Here is a 25885-nt window from a genome sequence, read left to right as displayed (position 1 = left end):
TGCTGCGGCCGGCCCCGCCGCGCGCACGGGCAAATCGTTCCGAACTCACGCGAGCGATCCTGTCGTACAGGAGAACACGCCCCTCAAGAAAAAGAAACGGCGCCCCGAAGGGCGCCGCCGTGAGTCAAAGACCTGGGGCTGCCTGCGGCATCAAGCGCTGGCGCTGGCGCCGGCGCCAAGCGCTGGCAGCTCGGCCAGCATCGCCTCCTGCTGAGCGGCCGGCTTGGGCTTGCGCTCCCGCACCAGGTAGGAATACAGCACCGGAACCACCACCAAGGTCAGCAGGGTCGAGGTGATGACGCCGCCGATGATGGCCCGGCCCATGGGGGCTTGCACCTCACCGCCCTGGTTGAAGGCAATCGCCATGGGCAGCATGCCGAAGACCATGGCCGCTGTGGTCATGATGATGGGGCGCATGCGCACCAGGCCGGCCTCCAGCAGCGCCTCGGGAATGCTCGCCCCGCCCTTGCGGGCGTGGTTGGCAAAGTCGATCAGCAGGATCGCGTTCTTGGTCACCAGGCCCATCAGCATGACCAGGCCGATCATGGAGAACACATTGAGCGTGGTGCCCGTGATCAGCAGGGCCAGCATCACACCGATCAGCGAGAGGGGCAGCGAGGCCATGATGGCGATCGGCTGCACAAAGCTTCCGAACTGGCTGGCCAGCACGATGTAGATGAAGATCACGGCCAGGCCCATGGCCGCCAACAGGCCGTTGAAGGCTTCCTTCTGCTGCTTGCCGGCGCCATCGACATTGAAGCTGACGCCGGGCGGCAGTTCCATGGACTTGACGATCTTCTGCACATCGGCATTCACATCACCCGAGGGGCGGCCCTCGGTGCCGGCAAACACGGCCTCGCGGCGCTGCAGGTTCTGGCGGCGGATCACCTCGGGGTTGAACACCGATTCGATGGTGGCCACCTGATCGAGCGCGATCGGCGAGCCATCCTTTGCAAAGGCCACGGGCAGCTTGAGCATCTGGTCGATGCGCTGGCGTTGCTCGACCGGCAGGCGCAGCAGCACCTCGACCTGGTTGCCATCGGGCGTGGTCCAGTAGGTGGCCACCTCGCCGTTGACATAGGCGCGCAGCGATGCGGCCACCTGCGGTGCGGTCAGGCCCAGCTCGCGAATCGCCGAGTCCTTGAGCTTGACGGCAAAGGCCGGCAGGCCCGGCTTGACCGTGGTCTCCACATCGACCGCGCCCTTGACCTTCTTGATCTTGGCCACCAGATCGTTGGCCACCTGGGTCAGGGCTTCGGGGTCATTGCCCAGCAAGGTGATCCAGATCGAGCGGTCGCCGCCGACGCTGGCATCGACACCGGGGATTTTGGCGATCTCGGCACGGATGGCATCTTCCACCTGCTTCTGGCTGCGCTTGCGGTCCTTGCGGTCCACCAGCGAGATGTTCAGCGAGGCCTGGTTGCGGCCGGTGGCCATGCCCTCACCAGTGCCGCCGACCACGGTGGACACGGTCTTGATCTCGGGGAACTGCGCCAGCAGTTCCTCCACTTGCAGCACCTTGGCATTGCTGCGCTCCAGGCTGGAGGCCACGGGCAAGCGCAGGTTCACCTGGGTGAAGCTGTCATCGGTCTTGGGTGCAAACTCGGTGCCGACAAAGCCGGCCAGCACCATGGCCAGCACAAAGCTGCCGCCGCCAGCCATCATGACCAGGCCACGCGGCGTGATGGTGGCCAGGCGCAGGCGGCGCGGGGCGCTGCGATCGCGCTGGCCTGCGGCGTCGAAAGGGCGGCCCCAGACCGGAATCGGCAGTGCAAACAGGCGATAGCGGCGGCCCGAGAAAGCCCAGCGAATCAGGCGCTCGTAGACCCGGTGCAGCACATCCATGCCGTGATCGGTGGCGCGGATCAGGTGGCCGATCACCGGCAGCTTCTTGACGTAATGGCTTGGCGGGTCCTTCCAGACCGAGCTCAGCATGGGGTCGAGCGTGAAGCTGACGAACAAGCTCACCATCACCGCCACCGCCACGGTGATGCCAAAGGGGTAGAAGAACTTGCCGATGATGCCGCCCATGAAGGCCACCGGCACAAACACCGCGCAGATGGCAAAGGTGGTGGCCATCACCGCCAGGCCGATCTCGTTGGTGCCGTCAAACGCCGCCTGCTGGTGGCTCTTGCCCATGCCGACATGGCGCACGATGTTCTCGCGCACGACGATGGCATCGTCGATCAACAAGCCAATGCACAGCGACAGGGCCATCATGGTCATGAAGTTCAGCGTGAAGCCGAAGGCATGAACGGCGATGAAGCTGGAGATCACGGCGATCGGCAGGGTCAGGCCGGTGATGATGGTCGAACGCCAGCTGTGCAGGAACAGAAAGACGATGGCCACCGTCAGCAGCGCGCCCTCGACCAGGGTGTGCTTGAGGCCGTTGAGCGAGTCCTTGACGTTGTCGCTGGAGGCGTAGATCAGGTTCAGCTCCACGTCCTTGGGCAAGGTCTTGCGCAGCTCGGCCATGGCCTCCTTGACGCCCTCGCCGGTGTTGACGATGTTGGCATCCTGCTGCTTGAAGACATTGAAGGTCACGGCGGCCGCACCATTGATGCGGGCCAGGCTGTCCGGTTCGCGCTCACGCTCCACCAACTGGCCCAGATCGCCCAGGGTCAGCACCAGATTGCCGCGCCGCGCCACCACCACCTTGGCAAAGGCCTTGGGGTCCTTGACCCGACCTTCCACGCGCAAGATGGCATCGGCACTCTTGTCCGAGATCAGGCCCACCGGCTGGTCGACATTGGCCTCGCGCAAGGCCTGGGCAATCTCGGCCGGTGTCACGTTGTAGGCCCGCAAGCGCATCGGGTCCAGATCGATGCGCACCTCGCGCGAGACCAGGCCGCCCACGTCCACGCGGGCCACGCCGTCCACGCGGCCCAGGCGCTTGGCGATGATGAGCTCACTCATCATCGACAGCTCGCGCGCCGGCCGTGTCTTGCTCATCAGCGCAGCCAGCACCACGGGCTGGTTGTCTTCCATCTGGGCGCGCGCCACGGTCGGCGTTTTTGCTTCCTTGGGGAAGGCCGATTGCGCCAGCGAGACGCGGTCACGCACCTCCTGCATGGCGCGGCCCATATCGGTGTTCAGGCCGAACTCGACCTGGGCCTGCACCCGGCCCTCGAAGCTGCGCGACACCACGCGTTCGACGCCGGCGATGGTGTTCAGCGATTCTTCGAGGGGCTTGGCGATCTCACGCTCCACCGCCTCGGGCGAGGCGCCGGGATAGCGCACATCGACAGACGCGACGGGGATGGAGATGTCCGGCATGTTCTCCACGCCCAGCTTGGCGTAGGAGAACAGACCCAGCACACACAAAGCCACCATCACCATGGTGGCGAAGACCGGGTTTTGAATCGAGACGCGAGTCATCCACATGATGCCGGTCCTCGCTCAGGGTGCGGTGGCCGCAGCCACCTTGGTCTTGGCCGCCACGACGGTCGCCTTGGCGCCCTCGCGCAGATTGTCGAAGCGCGCCGACAGCACCTGGGCCGCCGGTGTCAGGCCTTGCAGCACCTCGACCCGCCCTTCCCTCGCGTCCCGGCGGCCGGTGGTGACGATGCGGCGCACCAGGGCGCCGTTCTCGATCAACCAGACCTGCTCCTGGCCGCCATTGCTGCTCAGCGCAGTTTCCGGCACGGTCAGGCGCTGGGCCTCATCGGCCAGCTCGACGCGAGCCACGGCGTACTGGCCGGCACGGAACTCTTCCTTGCCATTGGCCAGCTCGAGAGTCACGCCGATGGAACGCGTGCCCGGTTCGGCGGCCGGAGCGATACGGCTGATGCGGGCCTGGACGGGCGCCTCATGGCCTTCCACCTTGATCTGCACCGTCAGGCCGGGCTTGAGGCGACTGACCTCATGCGTGCCCACCAGGCCGGCCAGCTCCAGCCGGCTCAGGTCGACGATGCTGAGCACCTGTTGCTCGGGCGCCAGCTTCTCGCCAGCCACCGCATGGCGCTTGGACACCACGCCGCTGATCGGCGCCACCAGGGCCGCCTGGCGCAGGGTCACCTGGGCCGTGTCGAGCTGCGCACGGGCGCTGGAGAGTTGGGCGCGCGCGGCTTCCAGGGCCGCACGCGAGGTGTCCAGCGCGGTGCTGGCGATGAACTTCTGGTCGGCCAGGCCCTGGTTGGCCTTGAACTGACGTTCGGCCTGCTCCAACTGGGCACGGGCCGATTCGACGCTGGCATTGCGCTCGGCAATGCGAAAGCGCAGCTCTTCCAGATCGATCTGGCCCAGGGCCTGACCGGCACGCACACGGCTGCCCTCGACCACGGCCAGGCTCAGCAGCGTGCCGCTGGATTTGGCCCGCACGATGGCGGTGTTGGGCGCCACCAGCGGGCCCGAAAACTCGATCTGGGCTGGCATGCGGGTCAGGGTCGGTTTGACCACCTCATGCGGCACAAACTCCAGCGTCACCTTGGCCGGCCCGGCCTCGGCCTCTTTCTTGGGCGTGTCGCCGCCCTTGCTGGCCCACACCGTCACGCCCGCGCCTCCGGCCAGCAGCACCGCTGCAATTCCACCAACAAGCCATTGTTTGCGCATGGAGTCCCCCATTCATCTGTCAAAACCACAAAGTGGCCGCAGTGTAGGAAGGCGCCTCATGGAGCGCGGGCGGGATGCGACGAAACGCCAAAAGCCAGCACCGATCTGCTTTTGGCCACGACCGCCCGTGCGGGCCGGGGCGGGTGTGAGGCTCAGGACTTGGTCTGCTGTGCCTCGCAGACCAGGCTGCGCCAGCCACAGAAGGCTCCGGCCAGGGCGCAGAGCGAAGCGGCCCAGAACACCGCCGCATAGCCCAGGTGATCGACCAGCCAGGCCCCGCCCAAGCTGCCCAGCACGCCCGACAAGCCATAGCCCAGCACCGAGTACAAGGCCTGCCCCCGGCCGCGCAAGCGGCCCGGGAAGTAACGCGTGATCAGCGCGATGCAGGCCGTGTGCTGGGCCGCGAAGGTGATGGCATGGCCGCATTGGGCCAGCAGCAGCAGGCCGAGGTTGGCTCCGAAGGCCGCCGTCATGGCAAAGCGCAGGGCCGCCAGCAAGGACGCCGCCACCAGCCAGTGGTGCAGGGTGGCTCGCTCCAGCAAGCGGCCCGAGAAGGCGAACCAGAAAATCTCCACCACCACCGAGATCGCCCACAGCCCGCCAATCACCGGCTTGCTGTAGCCCAGGGCATCAAGAAACAGGCTGAAAAAGGCGTACAGCGCCGAATGCGCCAGCACGGTGAGGAACACACCGAGGAAGAACCAGCGCACCTCGGCCCGGGCAAACACGGCCAGCACCGAATCGCTGCCCTCCGCCACGGCTGCCGCGCTGCGTGCCGCCGGGCTGGGCCGCGCCTGCAGCGGCATGCGCCAGGCCATCAAGACCACCAGGGCCAGCAAGGCAAAGGTGGTCAGCGCAAACCAGCGCATGCCGAAATGCTCATACCACCAGCCGGCCAACACCACGGTGGCCAGAAAGCCGATCGAGCCCCACATGCGCACGCGGCCATAACGGCGCGTGTCCATGCCACCATCGGCCGTGCTCAGATGGCTGGCCACCACGGTCTCGGTCAGCGGCACGATGGCGGCGTTGAAGCTGAACATCAAAAAGGTGGCGATCACCAGGGTCGCCAGCTGAGGCGGCAGCAAAAAACCGGCGCCGGCGATGCAGCTGGCCAGGGCCGTCCAGCGGATGATCTGCACCCGCTGGCCCGTGCGGTCGGCCAGCGCGCCCCAGGCGTAGGGCGCGAACAGGCGCGTCCAGCTGGACAAGGACACCAGCAAGCCGATGGCAAACACCGGCAGGCCCAGCTCCTTGTACCAAAGCGGGGCATAGGGGTTGAAGCCGCCGATGGCGGCGAAGTAGGCGCAAGACAGCGCCGCGCTGGCGGCCAGAGTGCGGGCCGAAGCGCCGCCGCGTGGCAGACCGAAGCTGCCGGAGCCGCTGAGCGGCTCGGTCATTCAGCCAATCCGTCCGCGCCTGCGGCGGCGCTGGGGCGGGCGCCCGGGATCGGCGCCAGCGGCAGGGCCACATCGCCGCACTGCGCGCGGTGGCGCAGCACATGGTCCATCAACACCAGGGCCAGCATGGCCTCGGCGATCGGTGTGGCGCGGATGCCCACGCAAGGGTCGTGGCGGCCGAAGGTCTCGACCACGGCCGGCTCGCCGGCGCGGTTGATCGAGGCCTTGGGGTTGCGGATCGAGCTGGTCGGCTTGATGGCGATGGAGGCCACGATGTCCTGCCCGGTCGAGATGCCACCCAGCATCCCACCGGCGTTGTTGCTGGCAAAGCCGAGCGGGGTCAGCTCGTCGCCATGCTCGCTGCCGCGCTGGGCCACGACGCCGAAGCCGGCGCCGATCTCCACACCCTTGACCGCGTTGATGCCCATCAGGGCGTAGGCGATGTCGGCATCGAGCTTGTCAAACAAGGGCTCGCCCAGACCCACAGGCACGCCGGTGGCCTCCACGCGGATGCGCGCACCGACCGAATCGCCGGATTTGCGCAGCGCATCCATATACGCCTCCAGCTCGGCGATCTTGCTGGAGTTGGCGGCGAAGAAGGGGTTGTCGCCCACATGCTGCCAGCCCTCGAAGGGGATCTCGATCTCGCCGAGCTGGGTCATGCAGCCGCGGAACTCGGTGCCGAATTTCTCTTTCAGCCATTTGCGCGCCACGGCGCCGGCGCCGACCATGGGTGCGGTCAGGCGCGCCGAGGAGCGGCCGCCGCCGCGCGGATCGCGCAGGCCGTATTTGCGGTAGTAGCTGTAGTCGGCATGGCCCGGACGGAAGGTATCCAGGATGTTGCCGTAGTCCTTGCTGCGCTGGTCGGTGTTCTTGATCAGCAGGCAGATGGGCGTGCCGGTGGTGTAGCCCTCAAAAACGCCGGAGAGGATCTCGACGGCATCGGGCTCGTTGCGCTGGGTCACATGGCGGCTGGTGCCGGGGCGGCGGCGGTCCAGCTCGGGCTGGATGTCGGCTTCGCTGAGGGCCATGCCCGGGGGGCAGCCGTCGATCACACACCCAATGGCCGGGCCATGGCTCTCGCCGAAATTCGTGACGCGGAACAATTCGCCGAAAGTGCTGCCTGACATGGGAATCCTGTGCTGCCTGAAGCGCAGGATTCTACGGGCAGGCCGGGTGAAGCCCAGCCTGCCCCGCGCTCATGCTGCGCTCATGCCGCGATCACAGCACCATCACGGCGTGACCGTGGCCGTGACCGTCACGCCGCTGTAGGCCGCATAGGCTTGCACACCGACGATGTAGGTGGCCGCCGTCGGCGCGGTGATGGCGCAGCTCTCGTTGCTGGTCGAGCCATCGCTCTTGCAGGCATAGCTGCTGGTGCTGGGCTTGGCCGTCTTCTGCACAAAGAGGTCGGCATCGCCGTTGCTGCCCTTGAGCGTGACCGTCAGCTTGGAGGCTGCGCTGGGCAAGGTGATGGCGTAGTAGCTCCAGCTGCCGGTGGCGCCGCTCTGGTTGGCCAGGGGCACGCCATTGCTCAGCGGAGTAGGTGGCGTGTCGGGCACGCCGCCGCTGAGCGTGCCCTTGAGTGCATAAAGGCCAACCGAGGAGTAGTTCGAGAAGCCCCTCTGCGGCGTGCCCTCAGCGCCGCCCTGGATCTTGATCGAGTAGCTGCCGGCAGGCAGTTGCAGATTGCTGAACTCGGCCGAGCGATTCACCGCCAGATTGCTGCGCGCCACCTGCTGGCCGCTGCTGTTGAGGATCTGCGCCTCGACATCGAGCATGCGCAAGTACTCGATCGGGTCCACCCGCAGGTTCAGGGTCGCGGCATTGGCGACCGTGAAGGTGAACAGATCGTTGTCGGTGTTGCGTTCGATCTGGCCCCAGTTGTCCAGCGGGTTGATCTCCCCCCCGGCGCGCAGCTGCAGGGGCTTGCCGTTGACGTTGTCGTCGGCCACATAGGGCACCGACTCATTGACCGTCATGATGCGGAAATCGTCTTCCTGGTTGTTGGCGGTGCTGTACTCGCCACGGCTCCATGTAAACAGCTGGTTGACCCAGGAGCCACCCATCCAGTAGTTGCCCATGATGGGGCCCCACTGGTAAGCCGGGATGCCTTCGAAGTACTCACCACCGCTGCCGCCGCCGTCATGCGACATGCCCATCTGGTGACCCACCTCGTGCGCACCGGTCATGCCGATGCCATAGCCGTAGTCGAAGCCGGCCGAGGGGTTGCGGTAAAGCGTGCCGGCCGAGGTGGTGCCGAAAGAGCGCAGCGGCGCAAAGGAGCGACCATCCTGGTTGATGAAGTTGATGATGCCGGTGCGCAAGGTGTTGGCCGTGCGCGCCGCGTCATAGACCGAGCGCTTGGTCGTGACGTTCATGTTCAACATCGAGTACTGGTCGGCCACCGATTGCCAGGCTCGGTACATCTGCTCTTTCGTCACGCCGTTCAGCGGCGTGCTGCCGCTCATGACGGCCGTGGTGTTGAGATAGAACACCCAAGGGCTGCCGGGTTTGCTCTCCAGCTGGGTGACATCCTGATTGGCATAGGGCCCGATGTGCGGTGCTTGGCGCAAAGCCATAGGGCTGTAGACCGGCGCGGCCACGGCCAATGTGGTGACGTTCTGGGCGCGCTCATAGTCGTGCTGGAACTTTTCGTCAAAGTCGGGATAGACCACGGTGTAAGGAACTTCGCGAACCAGCACTTGACCTTTGGCGCCATCGGCGCTGCCGCTGCTGAACTCAAAGGCCTTGCGCTTGTCATGCAACGCCAGATAGCCACCCAGGCTCTTGGCACTGCCCTTGAGGAAGAACACCGAGTTGCTGTTGCCCAGGGCATGGCCGGAGATGGACACCAGACCATTCTTGTCGAAGAAGTCCTGGATCTGCACTGCGAGCGACTCGTTGCCGAAAGTGCGGAAGAAGGGGCTGCTGCTGCCACGGTGTTGCTGGCGCAGCGCCTCGATCAACTGCTCGCCGCTGCCGAGATTGAGCACGGCCGTGCTCGCGACAGCGCCGTCTTGAGCAGCCGCAGGCAGGCTCATGCTGGACAGTGCACTCAGGATCAAGGCCGCAGCCGGAAGCAGAGCGAGTTTGAATGGGGTCTTGTGGGCAGGCATGGGGGTCTCCAGAGGTAGATGTGGACCGTCGGCCGGAGCCGAGGCTGCGCAGTGTCCTCAGCGCAGCCGCGCTTGAACATAGAAACATCTGACAGAGGGTCGGGGCCCGTGGGCCAGATTGAGACAGGGCCTGTTGGCTCGGCAGGCAGAAAGTGAAAGTCCGATCGCGGAGCTACTTTCGATCTTCCACGGATACACGTGCGCTTGACGTTCGCGGATCGAGCGCTGCGGGACCGATGCCGCTGGCATGCAAAGGGTCGCCCCCGATGGCCAGCTTCCGCCCCGCTTCGTAGAGTCCAGGCGCAGGCCACAAGCCCAACACACTGGCAGGAGGAGAAGCCCATGAGCAGCGTCCATCGAATCTCGCGCGAGCAGGTGATCTACGCCATGTCGCGCGACAACCCGCCGGTGCTCAGCGTCGACAGCGGCGAGCGGCTGCTGTTCGAAACCTGCGACTGCTTCCAGGACCAGATCGTCAGTGAAGACACGCCGTTTGAAGGCGTGGACTGGGCCCGCATCAACCCGGCCACCGGCCCGGTCTTCGTGCGCGGCGCCGAACCCGGCGATGTGCTGGCCGTGGACATCGAACACATCGAGGTGGGCGAGCGTGCCGTGATGGTGACAGCGCCGGGCCTGGGCATTCTCGGTGACCGCTTCACCGAGGCCAGCATCCGCAGCATGGCCATCGAAGGGGGTCAGGTCTTGATGCCCGGCGGCATCCACCTGCCCTTGCGGCCCATGATCGGCGTCATCGGCACGGCGCCGGCCGGCGAGCCCGTGTCCTGCGGCACCCCCGACGCCCATGGCGGCAATATGGATTGCAAGCTGATCAGCGCCGGCCACACGCTTTACCTGCCGGTGCAGGTGCCGGGCGCCCTGCTGGCCCTGGGCGATCTGCATGCGGCCATGGGCGATGGCGAGGTGTCGGTCTGCGGCTTGGAGGTGGCCGGCGAGGTGCGCGTGCGCCTGCGCGTGATCAAGCCCGAGGCCGGCAAGCCCTGGCCCCTGCCCTTGCTGAGCACGCCCAGCCATGCCTACACCCTGGGCTCCGCCGTGCAGCTCGATGAGGCCGCCCTTCTGGCCAGCCGCCAGATGGTGGACTTGTTGACGCAGCACGGCCGCATGAGCGAGGTCGATGCGGTGAACCTGATGAGCATCGCCGGCAATTTGCAGATCTGCCAGATCGTCGACCCCAAGAAGACCTGCCGCTTCGAGATGCCGCAAGCGCTGCTGCAGCAGTTGGGGATTGCGCTGTGAGCCGCTCGACCCCGCCAGGCCTCACGGCATCGCCAGACTTGGCCGACTTCGGCTACCGGCAGGAACTCAAGCGGGCCCTGGGCTTCAAGGACCTGCTGCGCTACGGCATGGTGGCCATGGTGCCGATCGCGCCCTTCGGCGTGTACGGCTATGTGGCCGACGCCTCGCAAGGCCTGGTGCCCCTGGCCTATGGCCTGGGGCTGCTGGCCATGGTCTTCACCGCGCTGTGCTACGCGGCCATGGCGCAAGAGTTTCCCGTTGCCGGATCCGCGTACACCTACACCCAGCGCGGCCTGCACCCGCTGGCCGGCTTTCTGGCCGGCTGGCTGCTCCTGCTCGACTACATCCTGGTGCCCGCCCTGCTCTTTGTGGTCAGTGCAAATTCGCTGCAAGCCCTCTGGCCCGCCCTGCCCGCCGGTTGCTGGGTGCTGGCCTTCATCGCCCTGTGCACGGCCATCAATCTGCGAGGTGTCGAGCTGACCGCCCGTGCCAACCGGGTCTTTCTCGCTTTGCAGCTGCTGGTGCTGGCGGTTTTCATGGCGCTGGCCTTGTGGACCCTGCTCGGGCCGGGCGGCACGGGCCTGAGCCTGCGCCCCATCCAGGGCCCGCAGCTGAACTGGAACTGGGTGGCCGGTGCCGCCGCCATCGCCGCCCTGTCCTTTCTGGGCTTTGATGCCATTTCCACACTCAGCGAGGAGGTCAGATCCGACCCCGCGCGCCCGCGCGACAACCCGATCGGCCGAGCCACGCTCTGGGTGCTGTTCCTGATGGGCAGCTGCTTCATCGCCCAAACCTGGCTGGCGAGCGAACTGGCCCTGGCAGCCGGGCCGGACTTCAAGCCGGCCAGCGCCGACAGCGCCTTTTACGACATCGCCGCACTGGCCGGCGGACGCAGCCTCTTCATCAGCTGCGCGGTGGCCACCGCCCTGGCCTGGGGCGTGGCCAATGCCTTGAGCGCGCAGGCAGCCGTGTCTCGCGTGCTCTACGCCATGGCGCGGGACGGCCAACTGCCCGGCTCACGCTGGCTGGCCCGCGTGCACCCCGAGCGCCAGACGCCGCAGACCAGCACCTGGCTGGTGGCTGCCGTGTCCCTGGCCGTGGCCCTGCTGTTCCTCGAGGACGCTGCCGCCCTGACCAATCTCGTCACCTTTGGCGCGCTCAGTGCCTTTGTGCTGCTGCACCTGGCCGTGATCTGGCACTTCCTGCTGCGCCAGCGCAGCGGCCGCTGGCTGCGCCATGGGCTGGTGCCGGCCCTGGGCCTGGCCGTGCTGCTCTTCATCCTCTACGGGCAGGACCGTGCGGCCATGAAGCTGGGCCTGGCCTGGTTGGGCCTGGGGCTGCTCTGGTGGGCCACACTCGGCCGTGGCCGGCACGGCACGCTGAAGCTGGCGGGCTGACCCCGGTCGGCCGGCACCCGCGCGCGCCTGCCCGCCTGCTCAGGCCTGGCGGCGCTGTGGCTCGCTCAGGTGCAGGAAACGGGTCAGCAGATCGCGCGGCGACGCGACCGAGATGGCCTTGATCATCTGGCCCACATTGCCGCGGTGATAAGCGCCATGGGTGATCAGGTGCAGCAGCATTTCCTCCCGGCTCATGCAGCCGGTGTCGCCATCGGTGAACTGGAAGCGCAGGCGCTCGGCCGCCTGCTCGGGCGAGAGTTCGGCGACATAACGCTCGAACCACGCATCCAGCTCCGCCTGTTCGAACTGCAGGGCCTCCAGGCTCGGCGTGTCATCGGTGTTGCTGCGGGTGTAGCCATGCGCCTGCTGGCTGAGATGGGCGTGAAAGATACGGTCCACCACGTAGATGTGGTTGAGCATGCGCAGTGCGGCATGCAGCGCCTCGGCGTGCTGGCTGGCATCCACGTCCGCCAGCACGGCAAACAGTTCCTGGTTGGCCCAGGACTTCTGGGCAAAGAGTTGCTGCAGGCTGGTCATGGCGGAACGTCCTTCGGCACATCGCCTGGCACCGGTCGGCCGAGGCTGGAAAAACAAAACAGAGAAGGCGGCCGAGCCGCGCTTCTCTGTGGGTGTGAAAGCAGGAGTGAAATTCAGGCCAGCTCAGGCAGCCGAAGGCGCAGCTGGCGTTCAGGCGCCTGCCGCTCAGAGCTTGGATTCGTCCGCCGCGGCCGGGTTGTCTTCCAGCGGCCAGTCGCGGATGTAGGCCTTGAGCATGCGGTTTTCGAAATCCTGGCCATCGACCACAGCCTTGGCCACGTCGTAGAAGGAGATCACGCCCATCAGCGTGCGGCCGTTGAGCACCGGCATGTAGCGGGCGTGGCGGCCCAGCATCATGCGGCGGACTTCGTCGATTTCAGTCTCCGGCGTGCAGGTCAGCGGATGGTCGTCCATGACGCTGCGAACCAGGGAGGTGCCGACCGTGCCGCCATTGCGCACGATGGCCGCGATCACCTCGCGGAAGGTCAGCATGCCGACCAGATCGCCATGCTCCATCACCACCAGGGAGCCGATGTCGCGTTCGGCCATGGCGGTCACGGCCACGGCCAGCAATTCGTCGGGCGTGACGGTGAACAGCGTGCCGCCCTTGACGCGCAAAATGTCGACGACTTTCATGATCAGCTTTCTCCTCGTTGTCACTGCCTGCCACTGCCTAACACAACCTGCTGCACTGTCGGCAAGACCCGGCACCTTGCGCCGCAGGATGCTTGGGAACATAGCACACAATCCGCGCATTCAACACCACGAAAGTCCATATGTCCGGTTACAGCGACCCTGGCTTTGACACCCTGGCCTTGCATGCCGGCGCGGCCCCCGATCCCGCCACCGGCGCGCGCGTCACGCCCCTGCATCTGAGCACCTCCTTCGTGTTCGAGAACAGCGAGCATGCCGCCTCGCTCTTCAATATGGAGCGCGCCGGCCATGTCTACAGCCGCATCTCCAACCCGACCACGGCCGTGTTCGAGGAACGCATGGCCGCGCTGGAAGGCGGAGTCGGCGCCATCGCCACGGCCAGCGGGCAGGCGGCGCTGCACCTGGCCATCTCCACCCTCGCCGCGGCCGGCTCGCACATCGTCGCCTCCAGCGCGCTCTACGGCGGCTCGCACAATCTGCTGCACTACACCTTGTCGCGCTTCGGCATAGAGACCACCTTCGTCAAGCCCGGCGATCTGGAAGGATGGCGCGCCGCCATCCGGCCTGAGACCCGCCTGCTGTTCGGCGAGACCCTGGGCAACCCGGGCATGGACGTGCTGGACATCCCGGCCGTCGCGGCCATCGCCCACGAGGCCGGCCTGCCCCTGCTGGTGGACGCCACCCTGAGCACGCCCTATCTGCAGCGGCCCATCGCCCAGGGCGCCGATCTGGTCATGCACTCGGCCACCAAGTTTTTGTCCGGCCATGGCACGGTGGTCGGCGGCGTGCTGGTCGACAGCGGCCGCTTCGACTGGCAGGCCGCGTTCGAGCGCAGCAGCGGCCGTCGCTTTGCCGAACTCTGCGAGCCCTATGCCGGATTCCACGGCATGGTGTTCAGCGAGGAGAGCAGCACCGGCGCCTTTCTGCTGCGCGCGCGCCGCGAGGGCCTGCGCGACTTCGGCGCTTGCATGAGCCCGCACACCGCCTGGCTGATTTTGCAAGGCATCGAGACCCTGTCCCTGCGCATGGAGCGCCATGTGCGGAACGCCGGCCGCGTGGCCGAGTTTCTGTCCACCCAGCCCCAGGTCAACCGTGTCGGTTACCCGGGCCTGGCCAGCCACGCCGACCATGGCTTGGCCCAGCAGCTGCTGCCGCGCGGCTGCGGCTCGGTCTTCAGCTTCGATCTGCAAGGCAGCCGCGAGCAAGGCCGGCGCTTCATCGAAGCGCTCAAGATCTTCTCCCACCTGGCCAATGTCGGCGACTGCCGCTCGCTGGTGATCCACCCGGCCAGCACCACCCATTTCCGCATGGACGATGCGGCCCTGGCCCAGGCCGGCATCACGCCCGGCACCATCCGCCTGTCCATCGGCCTGGAAGACGCCGAGGACCTGATCGCCGACTTGAAGCGCGCGCTCAAGATCGCAGCCCGCTGAAGCGAAGCCACCGAGACCCCCACCATGCTCTTCAACGTCCACGAACAGCCCAGCTACGCCTACACCGGCGGCAAGCCCTTCGACCCCACCCTGCCCTGCGTGGTCTTCATCCACGGTGCCCTCAACGACCACAGCGTCTGGACCCTGCTGGCGCGCTGGTGTGCCCACCACGGCCATGCGGTGCTGGCCGTCGACCTGCCCGGCCATGGCCGCAACCGCGGGCAAGCGCCGCTGGCCGATATGCCGGCCATGGCCGAATGGTTGCTGGCCTTGATGCAGGCGGCAGGCCTGAGCCGGCCCGCCGCACTGGTCGGCCACAGCATGGGCTCGCTGATCGCGCTGGAAGCCGCCGCGCGCGCGCCCGAGCAGGTCAGCCGCCTGGTGCTGGTGGGCACGGCCTACCCGATGAAGGTCTCGCCCGCCCTGCTGGAAACCGCCCGCACGGCGCCCGAGCAGGCGATTGCCATGGTCAACACCTTCTCTTTCGCCAGCTGGGCCAGCAAACCTGGCTACCCCGGCCCCGGCAGCTGGCTGCAAGGGGCCGAGCTGGCGCTCAAGAGCCGCATCCAGAACGGGCAGACCGCGCTCAATCTCTTCGAGCACGATTTCCGCGTCTGCGACAGCTATGCCGGCGGCTTGGAGGCTGCGGCCCGGGTGCGCTGCCCGGCGCATTTCATCCTCGGCGAGCAAGACCAGATGACGGCGCCCAAGCAGGCGCAAGCCCTGATCGAAGCGCTGAAAGCCCAGGTGCCCACGGCCGTGCACACACTGCCCGCCGGCCATTCGATGATGGCCGAGGCGCCCGACGCGATGCTGGCAGCCCTGCGCCAGGCGCTGCGCTGAAGCCGCGGCTCAGCCGCGCTGGATCATGCCGTCCACCACCAGGATGGTGCGGTCGCAGCGCTGGGCCAGCTCGGGGTTGTGGGTCACGAAGAGCACGGCCGTGCCCTGCTCACGGTTGACCCGGCGCAGTAGCTCGAACACCGCATCGGCACTCTTGGTGTCGAGGTTGCCGGTGGGCTCGTCGGCCAGCAGCAGGGCCGGCTTCATGGCCAGGGCTCGGGCCACGGCCACGCGCTGCTGCTGGCCGCCGCTGAGCTTGTTGGCCAGGTTGTCGCGCCAGGGCGTGAGCCCCACCTGATCGATCAGCTCGGCCGCCCGCGCCGCCATGGCCGCATCGGGCCGGCCCTTGGCGCCGAGCAGGGGCAGCATCACGTTTTCCAGCGCGGTGAAGGCGCTGATCAGGTGGTGGTACTGGAAGACAAAGCCGATGTTGTGGCCGCGCAGCCGGGTCAGCGCATGATCGTCCAGACCCACGGTGTTCTCGCCGCAGATGCTCAGCTCGCCGCTGCTGGGCCGGTCCAGCAAGCCGACGATATTGAGCAGCGTGCTCTTGCCCGAGCCGCTGGGGCCCATGACGGCGCAGAACTCGCCGCGGCTCAAGTCCAGATCAATGCCGTGCAAGACCTCGCTGGCGAATGGCGTGCCCGGATTGAAGACCTTGCGCACGCTGCGCATGGTCACCACAGCGCTGCGATCGGCGCCCTCAGCCACGGATGGCCACCACGGGATCAAGCCGTGCCGCACGCAGGGCCGGCGCAAACGCAGACAGCAAACCGGTGATGCTGGCCAAAAGCAAGGCCAGGGCAAACAGCTGCGGGTCCAGGCTGAGCGCGAACAGCGGCGTGCCGTCGGCATTGCGCGCAAAGCGCTGCCAGGCCAGCAAGGCCGCCGCGCCGATGGCGCAGCCGATCAGCGCGCCGCCCAAGGCCAGCAAACCACCTTGCAACAAAAAGACCCGCAGAATCTGCCCGCGCGAAATGCCCATGGCGCGCAAGATGCCGATCTCACGCGACTTTTGCACCACCACGACCACCAGCACGCTGGCAATGCCGAAGGCGACCGAGAGGCCGACGAAAAACCGAATCGCCGTGTTGGCCGTCGACTGAGCACTGATGGCCGAGAAGAACTGAGCGCTGGCCTTGATCCAGCTGTCCGCCTGCACGCCGGTTTCCGCAGCAATGCGCTGAGCCATGCGCTCGGCGGCATAGACATCTTCGACCGTCACATCGAGGCTGCTGACGCCGCCGGGCAGGCCCAGCAAGCTTTGCGCCGTGCGCAGCGGCACATAGGTGCTGCGTTCATTGGCCCCCTTGTTGCCGAGGTCAAAGATGCCGGCGATCTTGAAGGTGCTGAGGCTGGGTGCGGCGCCGGGATTGGCCGCATTGCTGGTGCTCAGGCGCAACTTGTCGCCGACATCGAGGCCCAGGTCGGCGGCCAGCTCGCTGCCAATCAGGATGTCACCGCTGCCCAGCTGGGCGCTGCCGCGCAGAAGCTTGTCGCCAAGATCGACGATGCGGTAATACAGCGCTGGCTCGATGCCGGTGAGCGACACCGCGCGGCTGGCACTGCCGCGCAGCACCAGGGCCGAGCCGCTGACCTGGGGGCTGACCACCCGCACGCCCGGCATGGCCTGCACCTGCCGGGCCACGGCCTGCCACTGGTCGATGGACTTGAGCCGCTGCAGCGGCGGCTGGACGATGGCACCGACCACGGCGCCGGGCTGGCCCTCAGGCCCCAGCTCACGCTCGCCGCGCAGCTCGCGCGTGTGCTGCTGCGGCGGCAGCAGTTGGATGTGGGCTTGGGCCGAGAGCACGCGGCGGATGAAGTTGCCCTGCAAACCGGCCAGCAAGGCCGACATGAAGACAATCACGCCCACACCGATGGCCACGCCGGTCATGATGAAGAGGGTCTGCAGCCGCCCTTCGCGCAGAAAGCGCAGGGCCACGATCCACTCAAAGGGCTGCCAGGACTTGAGCATGGTCAGGTATCAGCGCCTGTTTCAGCGACTGGCGGGCAAGGACCTTGGTGCGGCTGCTGTCGGCTTGGCGAACACTGGCCGCACAGGGTCGCCCGCTTTCAGACCCGCAGCATCGGCAGCCGCAGCCTGCAGCACCACGTCACCTTCAGCCAAACCACCCAGCACCTCGACCCAGCCGCCGCTGCGCAGGCCCAGCTCAATCTCGCGCCGCTGCAGCCCCTGCTGGGCATCGACGCGCCAGACCCAGGGTTTCTGGCCCGACGCCTCATGCAGCTGCGCCAGGCCCAGCAGCAGCGCCCCTTGGCGCCGGCCGACCTCGATGTCGGCCGAGACCGTCATGTCCTGGCGCAGATAGGCCGGTGGCGCATCGACCGCCAGGCGCACCTCGACCGCGCCGGTCTGGGCATTGATGCCCGGGTTGATATAAGCCACGCGCGCGGCAAAGCGCTGCTCCGGGTAGGCGTCGGCCGAGGCCAGGGCCGACTGGCCCAGTTGCAGCAGGCGCAGGTTCTTCTCGTCGATGGACATGACCAGCTCGGTCCGGCCCTGGGGCGAGAGCGTCATCAGCAAACGCCCGGCCTGCACCACATCACCGACCTCGACATTGCGGGCGATCAGGGTGCCGGCCACCGGCGCCTGGATGCGGGTGTAGCGGGCCCGCGCCCGGGCCAGGTCGGCGGCGGCCTCGGCCTGGCTCAGGGCCGCGCGGGCCAGGGCCAGCTCGCTGCCAGCCGGCTGCAGGCTGCGGGTCTGGGCCTGACTGACACGCGCCTGGGCTTCGGCCAGGCTCAGGCTCTTGCGGGCTTCATCGAGGGCGGCCGCACCGATGAAACCTTGTTGATGGAGCTGCTCGCTGCGCTGCAGCTGGGCACGGGCCAGATCGAGCGTGGCTTGCGCCTGGCGCAGCTGCTGCTCGCTGACCGGCAGCTGCACCTCGCCCAGGCGACGCAGGTTCAGCTGCGCCTGCTGCAAGGCCGCCTCGGCCTGGCGCTGCGCGGCACTGAGTTCACTGGCCTCCAGCGCCACCAGCAACTGGCCCTGCGCCACCGTCTGCCCTTGCGCCACCGGCACCTCGCTGACCGTGCCGGTGATCTGCGCCGCCAGGTCCACCCGGTGCGGCGCCTCCACGCGAGCACTGGCCACCACGGTCTGCACAAAATCGCGCCGCTGCAGCTGCTCCGCCGGCAGGGCCTTGCCCCCTTGGCTTTGCCAAACACCCAGAGCCACCGCAATCAGCAACAAGCCCAAGACCCAGAGGGCCCAGCGCGGCAGGAAATGGCGTCCGGCCTTGGCAGCGGCGACAGGTGTATCCATGATGGGAGCGAGTGGGGAACTCAGTTGCGGTAGGCCAGGCCCAGACTCCAGTTGAAGGAGCCCGACTTCTGGTTGAGAGGGCTGTCGGCGGCCGTCCCCAGCAGGCGGCCGGTGCCCAGGCTGCTGAAGCAGACCCAATGCTTGCTGATCGAACGCGTGTAACTGAGGCCCAGGCCAGCGTCGCGCAAGCCCGAGCCCGGGCTATAGCTGCGACCCAGGCGCTCCGCCGCCGGCCCTTCAGGAACACCGAAGTAGCTTTGCATATAGCGGCCATTGCCGCCCGACACGCCGATACCAACACTGAGCTCGCCACCGGCCGAACGGTAGAGTTGCTTGCGCAGATCGGTACTCCAGACAAGGCCGCCATCACGCCCCGCCAGGTCCTGGCTCAAGCTGCCGCCGAGCTGCCAGCCGGGGGCCAGGTTGTAGCTGACGTAGACCCGTCCACGCAGGGTGCGCTTCACATCGGGCAGCCCCTGGGTGCTCTCACTGTCGCGGCTGTCTCGGCCGCTGTCGATACGCAGACCAAATCCGAGGCTGAAGTTCTCGTTGCGGAACAGCTCGCGGCTGGCACCAGCACCGCCGTCCACGGTTTCGCGGCCGAAACCCATCAATCCCGAAGAGCCCGAGGTGGCAATGCGCCAGCGCCCCCAACGCAAAGCCCAGAGCGGTTTGATATCCCCACCGTTCTGCCGGGCGCCAAAATACTCCGGTCCGTAGCGGTAGGACATACCGAGCAGGTAACGCATATCGCCCGCGGCATCACCCTCGCGCACGGCCTGCGCCTGGCACAAGCCAGGCACAGCCATTGCCACAAACAGCAGCGCAGCGACCCGTGGCCGGGCGGGCAAGGCGGAATTCGACGCGGAACCTGAGCGAAAGCATCGCAGCACAAGCCGCGGCAGGAGTGAGGGGCGGAGGGAGGCGGAATTCAGCAGCATCAGCACAGCTTAGCAGCGCTGCGCTTCATTTGTCGGCGCGCTGCGATGCCGCCGACTCAGATCCAGTCTGGCGCCAGACCCAGCACGCGAGTCAGAGGCCCAGCATGGGACGCAGCTGGGTCAGCATATCGGTGGCCATGGCCTTCAGGTCGTACTCGAGTTTCCAGCCCCAGTCCGCCACGGCGGCGCTGTCGTCGATGCGCTGCGGCCAGCTGGCGGCGATGGCCTGGCGGAAGTCCGGCGCGTAGTCGATCTGGAAGCCCGGCACCTGGCGGGCGATCTCGGCGGCGATCTCGGCCGGGGTGAAGCTGACGCCGGCCAGGTTGTAGCTGCCGCGCTGCTTGATGGCTTCGGCCGGCGCTTCCATCAGCTCGATGGTGGCGCGCAGGGCGTCGGGCATGTACATCATGGGCAAGGCCTGACCCTCTTCCAGGAAGCAGGTGTAGCGGCCGGTCTTGAGCGCCGAGTGGAAGATGTCCACGGCGTAATCGGTGGTGCCACCGCCCGGGGGCGTCTTGTAGCTGATCAGGCCAGGGTAGCGCAGGCTGCGCACGTCAACACCGTGCTTCTCAAAGTACCACTGGCACCAGCGCTCGCCGGCCAGCTTGGAGATGCCGTAGACCGTGGTCGGGTCCATGACCGTGGTTTGGGGCGTGTCCAGGGCCGGGGTGTTGGGGCCAAAGGCTGCGATCGAGCTGGGCCAGAAAATGCGGTCCAGCTTCTGGGTGCGGGCCAGCTCCAGCACATTGAGCAGGCCCTTCATGTTCAGGTCCCAGGCCCACATCGGGTGCTTTTCGCCGGTGGCGGACAACGCGGCCGCCAGCAGATAGATCTGGGTGATGCTGTGGCGCTTGACGACGGCGGCGATGGCCGCTGCGTCGGTGGCGTCCAGCATCTCGTGCGTCAGGGCCGGCACGCGGCCTTCAGGCGCCAGGTCGCTGGTGATGACCTTGTCGTTGCCGTGGCGCAGGGCCAGGGCCTGGGCCAGCTCGGTGCCGATCTGGCCGTTGGCGCCGATGATGAGGATCTTGGGGGTGCTCATGGGTCTGAGTGCAATTCGGGGAGGGGCTTCAGAAAATCAGGCCTTGATCAGGCCTTGATCAGGCCCAGCTCGCGGCCGGCCTGGGCAAAGGCGGCGACGGCGCGCTCCAGCTGCTCGCGCTCATGGCCGGCCGAGACCTGCACGCGGATGCGCGCCTGGCCCTTCGGCACCACGGGGAAGAAGAAGCCAACGGCATAAACGCCCAGCTCGAGGATGCGGGCGCTGAGCTTTTGCGCCATCACCGCGTCGTAGACCATGATGGGCACGATGGGGTGGGTGCCGGGCTTGATCTCGAAGCCGGCGGCCTGGATGGCCTCGCGGAAGTAGGTGGTGTTGGCCTCCAGCTTGTCGCGCAGGGCGGTGGAGCCCTCCAGCAGATCGAGCACGGCGATGGACGCGCCGACGATGCTGGGCGCCACGGTGTTGGAGAACAGATAGGGGCGCGAGCGCTGACGCAGCAGCTCGATCACTTCCTTGCGGCCCGAGGTGAAGCCGCCCGAGGCGCCGCCCAGGGCCTTGCCCAGGGTGCCGGTGATGATGTCGATCTTGCCGAACACACCGCGGTACTCATGCGTGCCGCGGCCGGTCTGGCCCAGGAAACCGCTGGCATGGCATTCGTCGATGCCCAGCAGCGCACCGTATTGGTCGCACAGGGCGCGGATCTTGTCCAGCTGGGCGATGGTGCCGTCCATGGAGAACACGCCGTCGGTGAAGACCAGGGTGTGGCGGGCGCCGGCCGCCTTGGCGGCCTCCAGCTGGGCTTGCAGATCGACCAGATCGTTGTGCTTGTAGCGGAAGCGCTTGGCCTTGCACAGGCGGATGCCGTCGATGATGGAGGCGTGGTTCAGCTCGTCGCTGATGATGGCGTCTTGCTCGCCGAGCAGGGGCTCGAACAGGCCGCCGTTGGCATCGAAGGCCGCCGCGTAAAGGATGGTGTCCTCGGTGCCCAGGAACTTGGCCAGGCGCTGTTCCAAGGTCTTGTGCAGGTCTTGCGTGCCGCAGATGAAGCGCACCGAAGACAGGCCGTAGCCGTGGCTGCGCAGGGCTTCGTGCGCGGCTTCGATCACCGCCGGGTGCGAGGACAGACCCAGGTAGTTGTTGGCGCAGAGGTTGATGACTTCGCGGCCATCGTTGGTGTGCACCAGCGAGCCTTGCGGGCCAGTGATGACGCGCTCGTTCTTGTAGAGACCGGCCTCGCGGATGCCCGCCAGTTCATTGCGAATATGGGCGTAGAAGTCTTCGCTGCTGGCCATGAGGGTCTCCTGGGTGTGGCTTGACGTTGCGCGCGGCGGCTCACCCCACTGGGCTTGATGCACAATCCGCTAAATTGAACATAGTTCGATATATCGAACTGTCGTGCAGTATCTGGGATTTCCTTTTTGGGGTCAAGCGTCATGTCCGTGCCGAGTTTGGATCATCTGGAGCCGCCCAAGGTCGGCGCCACCCTGCAAGCCCTGAGGCAAAGCCAGGGCTTGTCGCTGGACGAGCTGTCGCGCCGCGCCGGGGTGAGCAAATCCATGCTGTCCCAGATCGAGCGCAACCAGGCCAATCCGACCGTAGCCGTGGTCTGGCGCCTGGCCAATGCGCTGCGGGTGGAGCTGTCCGAGCTGCTCGGCGGCGAGCGCGCCGCAGCGCCGGCGATTGAAACCGTGGCCGCCCACGCCACGCCGGGCATGAGCAGCCCCGACGGCCTGTGCCAGCTGCGCATCCTCGGCCCCATCGACCTGGCCGGGCAGTTCGAGTGGTATCAGCTGACGGTTCAGCCCGGCGGCGCTTTGGAATCGGCCGCGCACGAGCCTGGTTCGCGCGAGCACCTGAGCGTGCTCAGCGGCAGCCTGCGCGTGGAAGCCGGTGGCAGCAGCCGGACCTTGAGCGCCGGCGAAACCGCGCGTTATGCCGTCGACGGACCGCATGCCATCCGCCACCTTGCGGCGCTGGGCGATGCGCAGGCCGAGCCGGCCGTGGCCCTGCTCGTGGTGCTGCACCCCTGAGGGTGATCAGGCCGACTGTGCGTCCAGCAGTTCGGCCAGGCTGACACGCTCCCAGCCGCTGCGCGCCCACAACGGCGCCAGCCCCGGCGTGCGTTCGGCCAGCGTGGCTTGCAGCAAAGCCTGGGCCAGGGTTTCCTGCGGCAAACACAGAAGCACCAGGCGCTGCGCGCCCTCCTCTTCCAGCCGGCCCAGCCAGTCCAGGTCCAGCAACTGATCGAGCACCGGCTCCAGCTGCAGCGGGTCCACCCGCAGGCGGCGGGCCAGCATCAAGCTGGTCAGCCCGCCCTCGCCGCGCGCCTGGCTGTCGCGCAACTCACGCAAGACGCCCAGCGAGAGCTCCAGGCTCAGGCCCGGCGTCTCGGGCCGGCGCAGCATGCCGCTGCTGAGGCTGGGCGCATTGGCCGCCAGCAAGGCGCCCAGCAGCACGATCACCCAACCGAGATAGAGCCAGACCAGAAAAATGGGCACGGTGGCGAACGCGCCGTAAAGCGTAGAGAAGGTCGGCACCTGTTTCACGTACCAAGCGAGGCCGGCCTTGGCCAGATTGAAACCCACGGTGACGAAGACGCCGCCCAGCAGCGCATGGCGCCAGCGCACATCGGTGTTGGGCACATAGTGGAACAAGGACGCCACGCCGAAGGACAGAAACAAGAATTGCGCCGTGCTGAACAGCAGGGACAGAGACACCGGCAGGGTGCTGACCAGCTCATGGCCGGTGGTGATGGCATAGCTGGTCAGGGCCAGGCTGCCGCCCAGCAGGATGGGGCCCAGGGTGACGGCCGCCCAGTACACCAGCACCCGCTGGGCAATCGGCCGCGGGCGCTTGACGCGCCAGATCTGGTTCAAGGTGCGGTCGATGGTCAGCATCAAGGCCAGGGCCGAGAGGCCCAGGGCCACCAGACCCACGGTGCCGAGGCGGCTGGCCTTGGACGCGAACTGGGTCAGCGCGCCCAGCACCGGCCGGGCAATGGTGTCGGGAATCAGGCTCTTCAGGAAGTACTTTTCCAGCGCCACCTGGAAGGACGCAAACATCGGGAAGGCCGTGAACAAGGCCAGCATCACGGTGAGCAGCGGCACCAGGGAGATCAGCGTGGTGAAGGTCAGGCTGCCGGCGGTCAGACCCAGGCGGCCCTCACGAAAGCGTTCGCGCAGGCTGTGTACGGTCAGGCGCCAGGGCCAGTTTTGCAGGGAGACAAGAAACTGATCCAGCGTCGGTCTCTGGATCAGGGGGTCGGAACTCGGTTTTCGCATGCTGGCTATGATGCCAGCATGTCTCAGCCGCCCCTGCCATCGAACGCGCCCCAGAGCGCGAATGCACCCTCTCCCATCGAGCTTCCAGCCACGCCCATCCCGCTGAGCCCCACCGAACAGCGCCGCGCCGAGCGAGCGGCCAAAGCCACCGCCCGCGCCGCCAAAGCCGCGGCCCGTGCGGCTGCGCGCGAAGCCCCGCCGCCACCGCCCACCGGGCGCACCCAAGCCAGCCCGCAGGAGGCGCTGAGCCGCAATCTGGCCTTGGGCGCCCTGATGGCCTTGTTTGTGCTGTGCCTGGCCTGGGAACTATGGCTGGCGCCCACGGGCAGCGGCTCGCTGGCCATCAAGGCCCTGCCCTTGCTGCTGCCCATGGCCGGCTTGTGGCGCTATCGGCTCTACACCTTCCGCTGGCTGAGCCTGATGGTCTGGCTGTATTTCGCCGAGGGCGCCGTGCGCGCCACCAGCGAAAGCGGCCGGGCCATGTGGCTGGCCACGGCCGAGGTGCTGCTCAGCGTGCTGATCTTTGTGGCCTGTGCCCTGCAGGTGCGCCAGCGCCTGGCGGCAGCCAAGGCCGAACGCGGCGAGGCCTGAGCCCCGGGGCTGCTCAGCCCGCATCGATTTTCTGCAACACCCCATAACAACCAGAACCATGAGACAAGAACACGCGGCCCTGATCGAGGCCTTGACATCCCTGCTCGGCGAAGCCGGCTTGCTGATGGGTGGCGCCAATGCCGGTGATGCCGACCTGAGCGCGTATGAGCTCGACTGGCGCCGCCGCTATGCCGGCCGCGCCCTGGCCGTGGCCCGGCCGGCCAACACCGAGCAGGTGGCCGGCGTCGTCAAGCTCTGCGCCGCCCATGGCGTGAGCCTGGTGCCGCAGGGCGGCAACACCGGCCTGGTCGGCGGCTCCACGCCCGATGCCAGCGGCACGCAGATCGTGCTCAGCCTCAGCCGCATGAACCGCGTGCGCGCCCTGGACGCCGCCAACCTGACGCTGACGGTGGAAGCCGGCGCCATTCTGCAGACCGTGCAGGCCACGGCCGCGGCGCAAGACCTGCTGTTCCCGCTCAGCCTGGCGGCCGAGGGCAGCTGCACCATCGGCGGCAATCTGGCCAGCAATGCCGGTGGCACGCAGGTGCTGCGTTATGGCAATGCGCGCGAGCTCTGCCTGGGTCTGGAGGTGGTGACGGCCGCCGGCGAGGTCTGGGACGGCCTCTCCGGTCTGCGCAAGGACAACACCGGCTACGACCTGCGCGATCTCTTCATCGGCAGCGAGGGCACGCTGGGCATCATCACCGCGGCCACGCTCAAGCTCTTCCCCAAGCCCGTGGCCAAGATGACGGCGCTGGCCGCCTGCGACAGCCTGGACCAGGCCGTGCAACTGCTGAGCCTCGCGCGCGCCCGCGCCGGCTCAGGCCTGACCGGCTTCGAGGTGATGAACGAGTTCTCGCTGGGCCTGGTGCGCAAGCATTTCCCCCAGCTGCAACAGCCGCTGGCGGCCAGCGCCTGGATGGTGCTGCTGGAGATCTCGGACGCAGAGAGCGAAGCCCATGCGCGCGCCCTGTTTGAAGGCCTGCTGGAGGCGGCACTGGAGGCCGAGCTGATCAGCGACGCGGCCGTGGCGGAAAGCCTGCCACAATCGCACGCGCTCTGGCATCTGCGCGAGTCCATCCCGCTGGCTCAGGCCGAGGAGGGCCTGAACATCAAGCACGACATCGCCCTGCCCGTCTCGGCCATCCCGGCCTTTGTCAGCGGCACCGATGCGGCCCTGGCGCAAGCCTTTCCCGGCATCCGCATGGTGGACTTTGGCCATCTGGGCGACGGCAATCTGCACTACAACGTGCAAGCGCCCGAGGGGCAGGCTGCTGGCGAGTTCTTGAGCCAGCACGAGAAGGCCATCAACGCCATCGTCTACGACGCGGTCGTCGCCCATGGTGGCTCCATCTCGGCCGAGCATGGCATCGGCCAGCTCAAACGCGAGGAACTGGTGGCGCGCAAGAGCCCCGTGGCCATCGGCTTGATGCGCGCCATCAAGCAGGCGCTGGATCCGCAGGGGCTGCTGAATCCGGGCCGGGTGCTCTGAGCCCGGCTTGAACCGCCCGCTTCCGCGCCGACAAAAAAAGGCCTCCACTCAGGAGGCCTTTTGCATGGGCTGAGCCCGAATCAGCCGAGCCCGC

Annotated in this window: 21 protein-coding genes; 7 read left to right on the top strand and 14 right to left on the bottom strand. The window is 67.2% G+C overall.

Features of this window, described 5'->3' with window-relative positions; genetic code table 11:
- Positions 1 to 150: 150 nt before the first annotated feature.
- From OOB33_RS16080 to OOB33_RS16060, 5 genes are all read right to left on the bottom strand, one after another.
- A complete protein-coding gene (locus tag OOB33_RS16080; RefSeq protein ID WP_271009402.1) occupies positions 151 to 3384 on the bottom strand; it encodes an efflux RND transporter permease subunit in 3234 nt (1077 codons plus the stop codon).
- A 15-nt stretch (positions 3385 to 3399) separates the two neighbouring features.
- The gene (locus OOB33_RS16075; RefSeq protein WP_271009401.1) at positions 3400 to 4551 is read right to left on the bottom strand and encodes an efflux RND transporter periplasmic adaptor subunit; all 1152 of its coding nucleotides are present in this window, start codon (positions 4549 to 4551) and stop codon (positions 3400 to 3402) included.
- Positions 4552 to 4703: 152 nt separating this feature from the next.
- Positions 4704 to 5951, bottom strand: coding sequence for an MFS transporter (locus OOB33_RS16070; protein WP_271009400.1), 1248 nt, complete (start codon positions 5949 to 5951; stop codon positions 4704 to 4706).
- Positions 5948 to 7081: a chorismate synthase gene (gene aroC / locus OOB33_RS16065; protein WP_271009399.1), complete on the bottom strand. Its 1134-nt coding sequence runs from the start codon at positions 7079 to 7081 to the stop codon at positions 5948 to 5950. Before aroC ends, OOB33_RS16070 begins: the two co-directional genes overlap by 4 nt.
- Positions 7082 to 7183: 102 nt before the next feature.
- Positions 7184 to 9070, bottom strand: coding sequence for a pre-peptidase C-terminal domain-containing protein (locus OOB33_RS16060; RefSeq protein ID WP_271009398.1), 1887 nt, complete (start codon positions 9068 to 9070; stop codon positions 7184 to 7186).
- A gap of 342 nt (positions 9071 to 9412) precedes the next feature.
- Between OOB33_RS16060 and OOB33_RS16055 the strand changes: the two genes are divergently transcribed.
- Positions 9413 to 10327, top strand: a complete 915-nt coding sequence (locus OOB33_RS16055; RefSeq protein WP_271009397.1) for an acetamidase/formamidase family protein — start codon at positions 9413 to 9415, stop codon at positions 10325 to 10327.
- On the top strand, positions 10324 to 11724 hold the full coding sequence (locus tag OOB33_RS16050; protein WP_271009396.1) for an APC family permease: 1401 nt from the start codon (positions 10324 to 10326) through the stop codon (positions 11722 to 11724). The genes OOB33_RS16055 and OOB33_RS16050 overlap by 4 nt, the downstream gene beginning before the upstream one ends.
- 39 nt (positions 11725 to 11763) lie before the next feature.
- Here OOB33_RS16050 and OOB33_RS16045 read toward each other — a convergent pair whose 3' ends face one another.
- Together OOB33_RS16045 and OOB33_RS16040 are read right to left on the bottom strand one after the other, a co-directional pair.
- The gene (locus OOB33_RS16045; RefSeq protein WP_271009395.1) at positions 11764 to 12261 is read right to left on the bottom strand and encodes a DinB family protein; all 498 of its coding nucleotides are present in this window, start codon (positions 12259 to 12261) and stop codon (positions 11764 to 11766) included.
- Positions 12262 to 12426: 165 nt separating this feature from the next.
- Positions 12427 to 12897 (bottom strand): CBS domain-containing protein, encoded by a 471-nt coding sequence (locus OOB33_RS16040; RefSeq protein ID WP_102770346.1) that lies wholly within the window; start codon positions 12895 to 12897, stop codon positions 12427 to 12429.
- 140 nt (positions 12898 to 13037) lie between these two features.
- On the opposite strand from OOB33_RS16040, the gene OOB33_RS16035 reads away from it, so the two are divergent.
- Positions 13038 to 14348: an O-acetylhomoserine aminocarboxypropyltransferase gene (locus OOB33_RS16035; protein ID WP_271009394.1), complete on the top strand. Its 1311-nt coding sequence runs from the start codon at positions 13038 to 13040 to the stop codon at positions 14346 to 14348.
- Between the two features lie 24 nt (positions 14349 to 14372).
- Positions 14373 to 15191, top strand: coding sequence for an alpha/beta fold hydrolase (locus tag OOB33_RS16030; protein WP_271009393.1), 819 nt, complete (start codon positions 14373 to 14375; stop codon positions 15189 to 15191).
- A 9-nt stretch (positions 15192 to 15200) separates the two neighbouring features.
- On the opposite strand, the gene OOB33_RS16025 is transcribed toward OOB33_RS16030, so the two are convergent.
- The 6 genes from OOB33_RS16025 to kbl all read right to left on the bottom strand — a co-directional run bounded on the left by OOB33_RS16025 (position 15201) and on the right by kbl (position 21719).
- The gene (locus OOB33_RS16025; RefSeq protein WP_102770460.1) at positions 15201 to 15866 is read right to left on the bottom strand and encodes an ABC transporter ATP-binding protein; all 666 of its coding nucleotides are present in this window, start codon (positions 15864 to 15866) and stop codon (positions 15201 to 15203) included.
- 28 nt (positions 15867 to 15894) lie between these two features.
- Positions 15895 to 17169: an ABC transporter permease gene (locus OOB33_RS16020; protein ID WP_271009392.1), complete on the bottom strand. Its 1275-nt coding sequence runs from the start codon at positions 17167 to 17169 to the stop codon at positions 15895 to 15897.
- 21 nt (positions 17170 to 17190) lie between these two features.
- Positions 17191 to 18483, bottom strand: coding sequence for an efflux RND transporter periplasmic adaptor subunit (locus OOB33_RS16015; protein ID WP_271009391.1), 1293 nt, complete (start codon positions 18481 to 18483; stop codon positions 17191 to 17193).
- Positions 18484 to 18503: 20 nt separating this feature from the next.
- Positions 18504 to 19292 (bottom strand): MipA/OmpV family protein, encoded by a 789-nt coding sequence (locus tag OOB33_RS16010; protein ID WP_165794751.1) that lies wholly within the window; start codon positions 19290 to 19292, stop codon positions 18504 to 18506.
- 223 nt (positions 19293 to 19515) lie between these two features.
- Positions 19516 to 20466 (bottom strand): NAD-dependent epimerase/dehydratase family protein, encoded by a 951-nt coding sequence (locus tag OOB33_RS16005; protein ID WP_171826264.1) that lies wholly within the window; start codon positions 20464 to 20466, stop codon positions 19516 to 19518.
- Positions 20467 to 20513: 47 nt separating this feature from the next.
- Positions 20514 to 21719: a glycine C-acetyltransferase gene (kbl, locus tag OOB33_RS16000; protein ID WP_271009390.1), complete on the bottom strand. Its 1206-nt coding sequence runs from the start codon at positions 21717 to 21719 to the stop codon at positions 20514 to 20516.
- 141 nt (positions 21720 to 21860) lie between these two features.
- Between kbl and OOB33_RS15995 the strand changes: the two genes are divergently transcribed.
- Complete coding sequence (locus OOB33_RS15995) at positions 21861 to 22457, top strand: helix-turn-helix domain-containing protein (RefSeq protein WP_171826262.1); 597 nt, start codon at positions 21861 to 21863, stop codon at positions 22455 to 22457.
- Positions 22458 to 22463: 6 nt separating this feature from the next.
- Here OOB33_RS15995 and OOB33_RS15990 read toward each other — a convergent pair whose 3' ends face one another.
- Positions 22464 to 23708 carry a YihY family inner membrane protein gene (locus tag OOB33_RS15990; RefSeq protein ID WP_271009389.1) on the bottom strand — a complete coding sequence of 415 codons (1245 nt, stop codon included), beginning with the start codon at positions 23706 to 23708 and terminating at the stop codon, positions 22464 to 22466.
- Between the two features lie 18 nt (positions 23709 to 23726).
- Between OOB33_RS15990 and OOB33_RS24450 the strand changes: the two genes are divergently transcribed.
- Positions 23727 to 24299 (top strand): DUF2069 domain-containing protein, encoded by a 573-nt coding sequence (locus OOB33_RS24450; protein WP_333780334.1) that lies wholly within the window; start codon positions 23727 to 23729, stop codon positions 24297 to 24299.
- Between the two features lie 58 nt (positions 24300 to 24357).
- Positions 24358 to 25791: an FAD-binding oxidoreductase gene (locus OOB33_RS15980; RefSeq protein WP_271009388.1), complete on the top strand. Its 1434-nt coding sequence runs from the start codon at positions 24358 to 24360 to the stop codon at positions 25789 to 25791.
- Positions 25792 to 25885: the final 94 nt, after the last annotated feature.

Origin of the sequence: Paucibacter sp. B51 (assembly GCF_027863535.1) — a bacterium.
GTDB classification, from domain to species: domain Bacteria; phylum Pseudomonadota; class Gammaproteobacteria; order Burkholderiales; family Burkholderiaceae_C; genus Paucibacter_A; species Paucibacter_A aquatilis.
This window is presented reverse-complemented; position numbering and strand designations above follow the sequence as displayed.

Excerpts from the sequence above, each read along its gene's own strand:
- OOB33_RS16080 (WP_271009402.1), bottom strand. The coding sequence starts at position 3,384 with ATGTGGATGACTCGCGTCTCGATTCAAAACCCGGTCTTCGCCACCATG.
- OOB33_RS16075 (WP_271009401.1), bottom strand. The coding sequence starts at position 4,551 with ATGCGCAAACAATGGCTTGTTGGTGGAATTGCAGCGGTGCTGCTGGCC.
- OOB33_RS16070 (WP_271009400.1), bottom strand. The coding sequence starts at position 5,951 with ATGACCGAGCCGCTCAGCGGCTCCGGCAGCTTCGGTCTGCCACGCGGC.
- aroC (WP_271009399.1), bottom strand. The coding sequence starts at position 7,081 with ATGTCAGGCAGCACTTTCGGCGAATTGTTCCGCGTCACGAATTTCGGC.
- OOB33_RS16060 (WP_271009398.1), bottom strand. The coding sequence starts at position 9,070 with ATGCCTGCCCACAAGACCCCATTCAAACTCGCTCTGCTTCCGGCTGCG.
- OOB33_RS16055 (WP_271009397.1), top strand. The coding sequence starts at position 9,413 with ATGAGCAGCGTCCATCGAATCTCGCGCGAGCAGGTGATCTACGCCATG.
- OOB33_RS16045 (WP_271009395.1), bottom strand. The coding sequence starts at position 12,261 with ATGACCAGCCTGCAGCAACTCTTTGCCCAGAAGTCCTGGGCCAACCAG.
- OOB33_RS16040 (WP_102770346.1), bottom strand. The coding sequence starts at position 12,897 with ATGAAAGTCGTCGACATTTTGCGCGTCAAGGGCGGCACGCTGTTCACC.
- OOB33_RS16035 (WP_271009394.1), top strand. The coding sequence starts at position 13,038 with ATGTCCGGTTACAGCGACCCTGGCTTTGACACCCTGGCCTTGCATGCC.
- OOB33_RS16030 (WP_271009393.1), top strand. The coding sequence starts at position 14,373 with ATGCTCTTCAACGTCCACGAACAGCCCAGCTACGCCTACACCGGCGGC.
- OOB33_RS16025 (WP_102770460.1), bottom strand. The coding sequence starts at position 15,866 with ATGCGCAGCGTGCGCAAGGTCTTCAATCCGGGCACGCCATTCGCCAGC.
- OOB33_RS16020 (WP_271009392.1), bottom strand. The coding sequence starts at position 17,169 with ATGCTCAAGTCCTGGCAGCCCTTTGAGTGGATCGTGGCCCTGCGCTTT.
- OOB33_RS16015 (WP_271009391.1), bottom strand. The coding sequence starts at position 18,483 with ATGGATACACCTGTCGCCGCTGCCAAGGCCGGACGCCATTTCCTGCCG.
- OOB33_RS16010 (WP_165794751.1), bottom strand. The coding sequence starts at position 19,292 with ATGGCTGTGCCTGGCTTGTGCCAGGCGCAGGCCGTGCGCGAGGGTGAT.
- OOB33_RS16005 (WP_171826264.1), bottom strand. The coding sequence starts at position 20,466 with ATGAGCACCCCCAAGATCCTCATCATCGGCGCCAACGGCCAGATCGGC.
- kbl (WP_271009390.1), bottom strand. The coding sequence starts at position 21,719 with ATGGCCAGCAGCGAAGACTTCTACGCCCATATTCGCAATGAACTGGCG.
- OOB33_RS15995 (WP_171826262.1), top strand. The coding sequence starts at position 21,861 with ATGTCCGTGCCGAGTTTGGATCATCTGGAGCCGCCCAAGGTCGGCGCC.
- OOB33_RS15990 (WP_271009389.1), bottom strand. The coding sequence starts at position 23,708 with ATGCGAAAACCGAGTTCCGACCCCCTGATCCAGAGACCGACGCTGGAT.
- OOB33_RS24450 (WP_333780334.1), top strand. The coding sequence starts at position 23,727 with ATGTCTCAGCCGCCCCTGCCATCGAACGCGCCCCAGAGCGCGAATGCA.
- OOB33_RS15980 (WP_271009388.1), top strand. The coding sequence starts at position 24,358 with ATGAGACAAGAACACGCGGCCCTGATCGAGGCCTTGACATCCCTGCTC.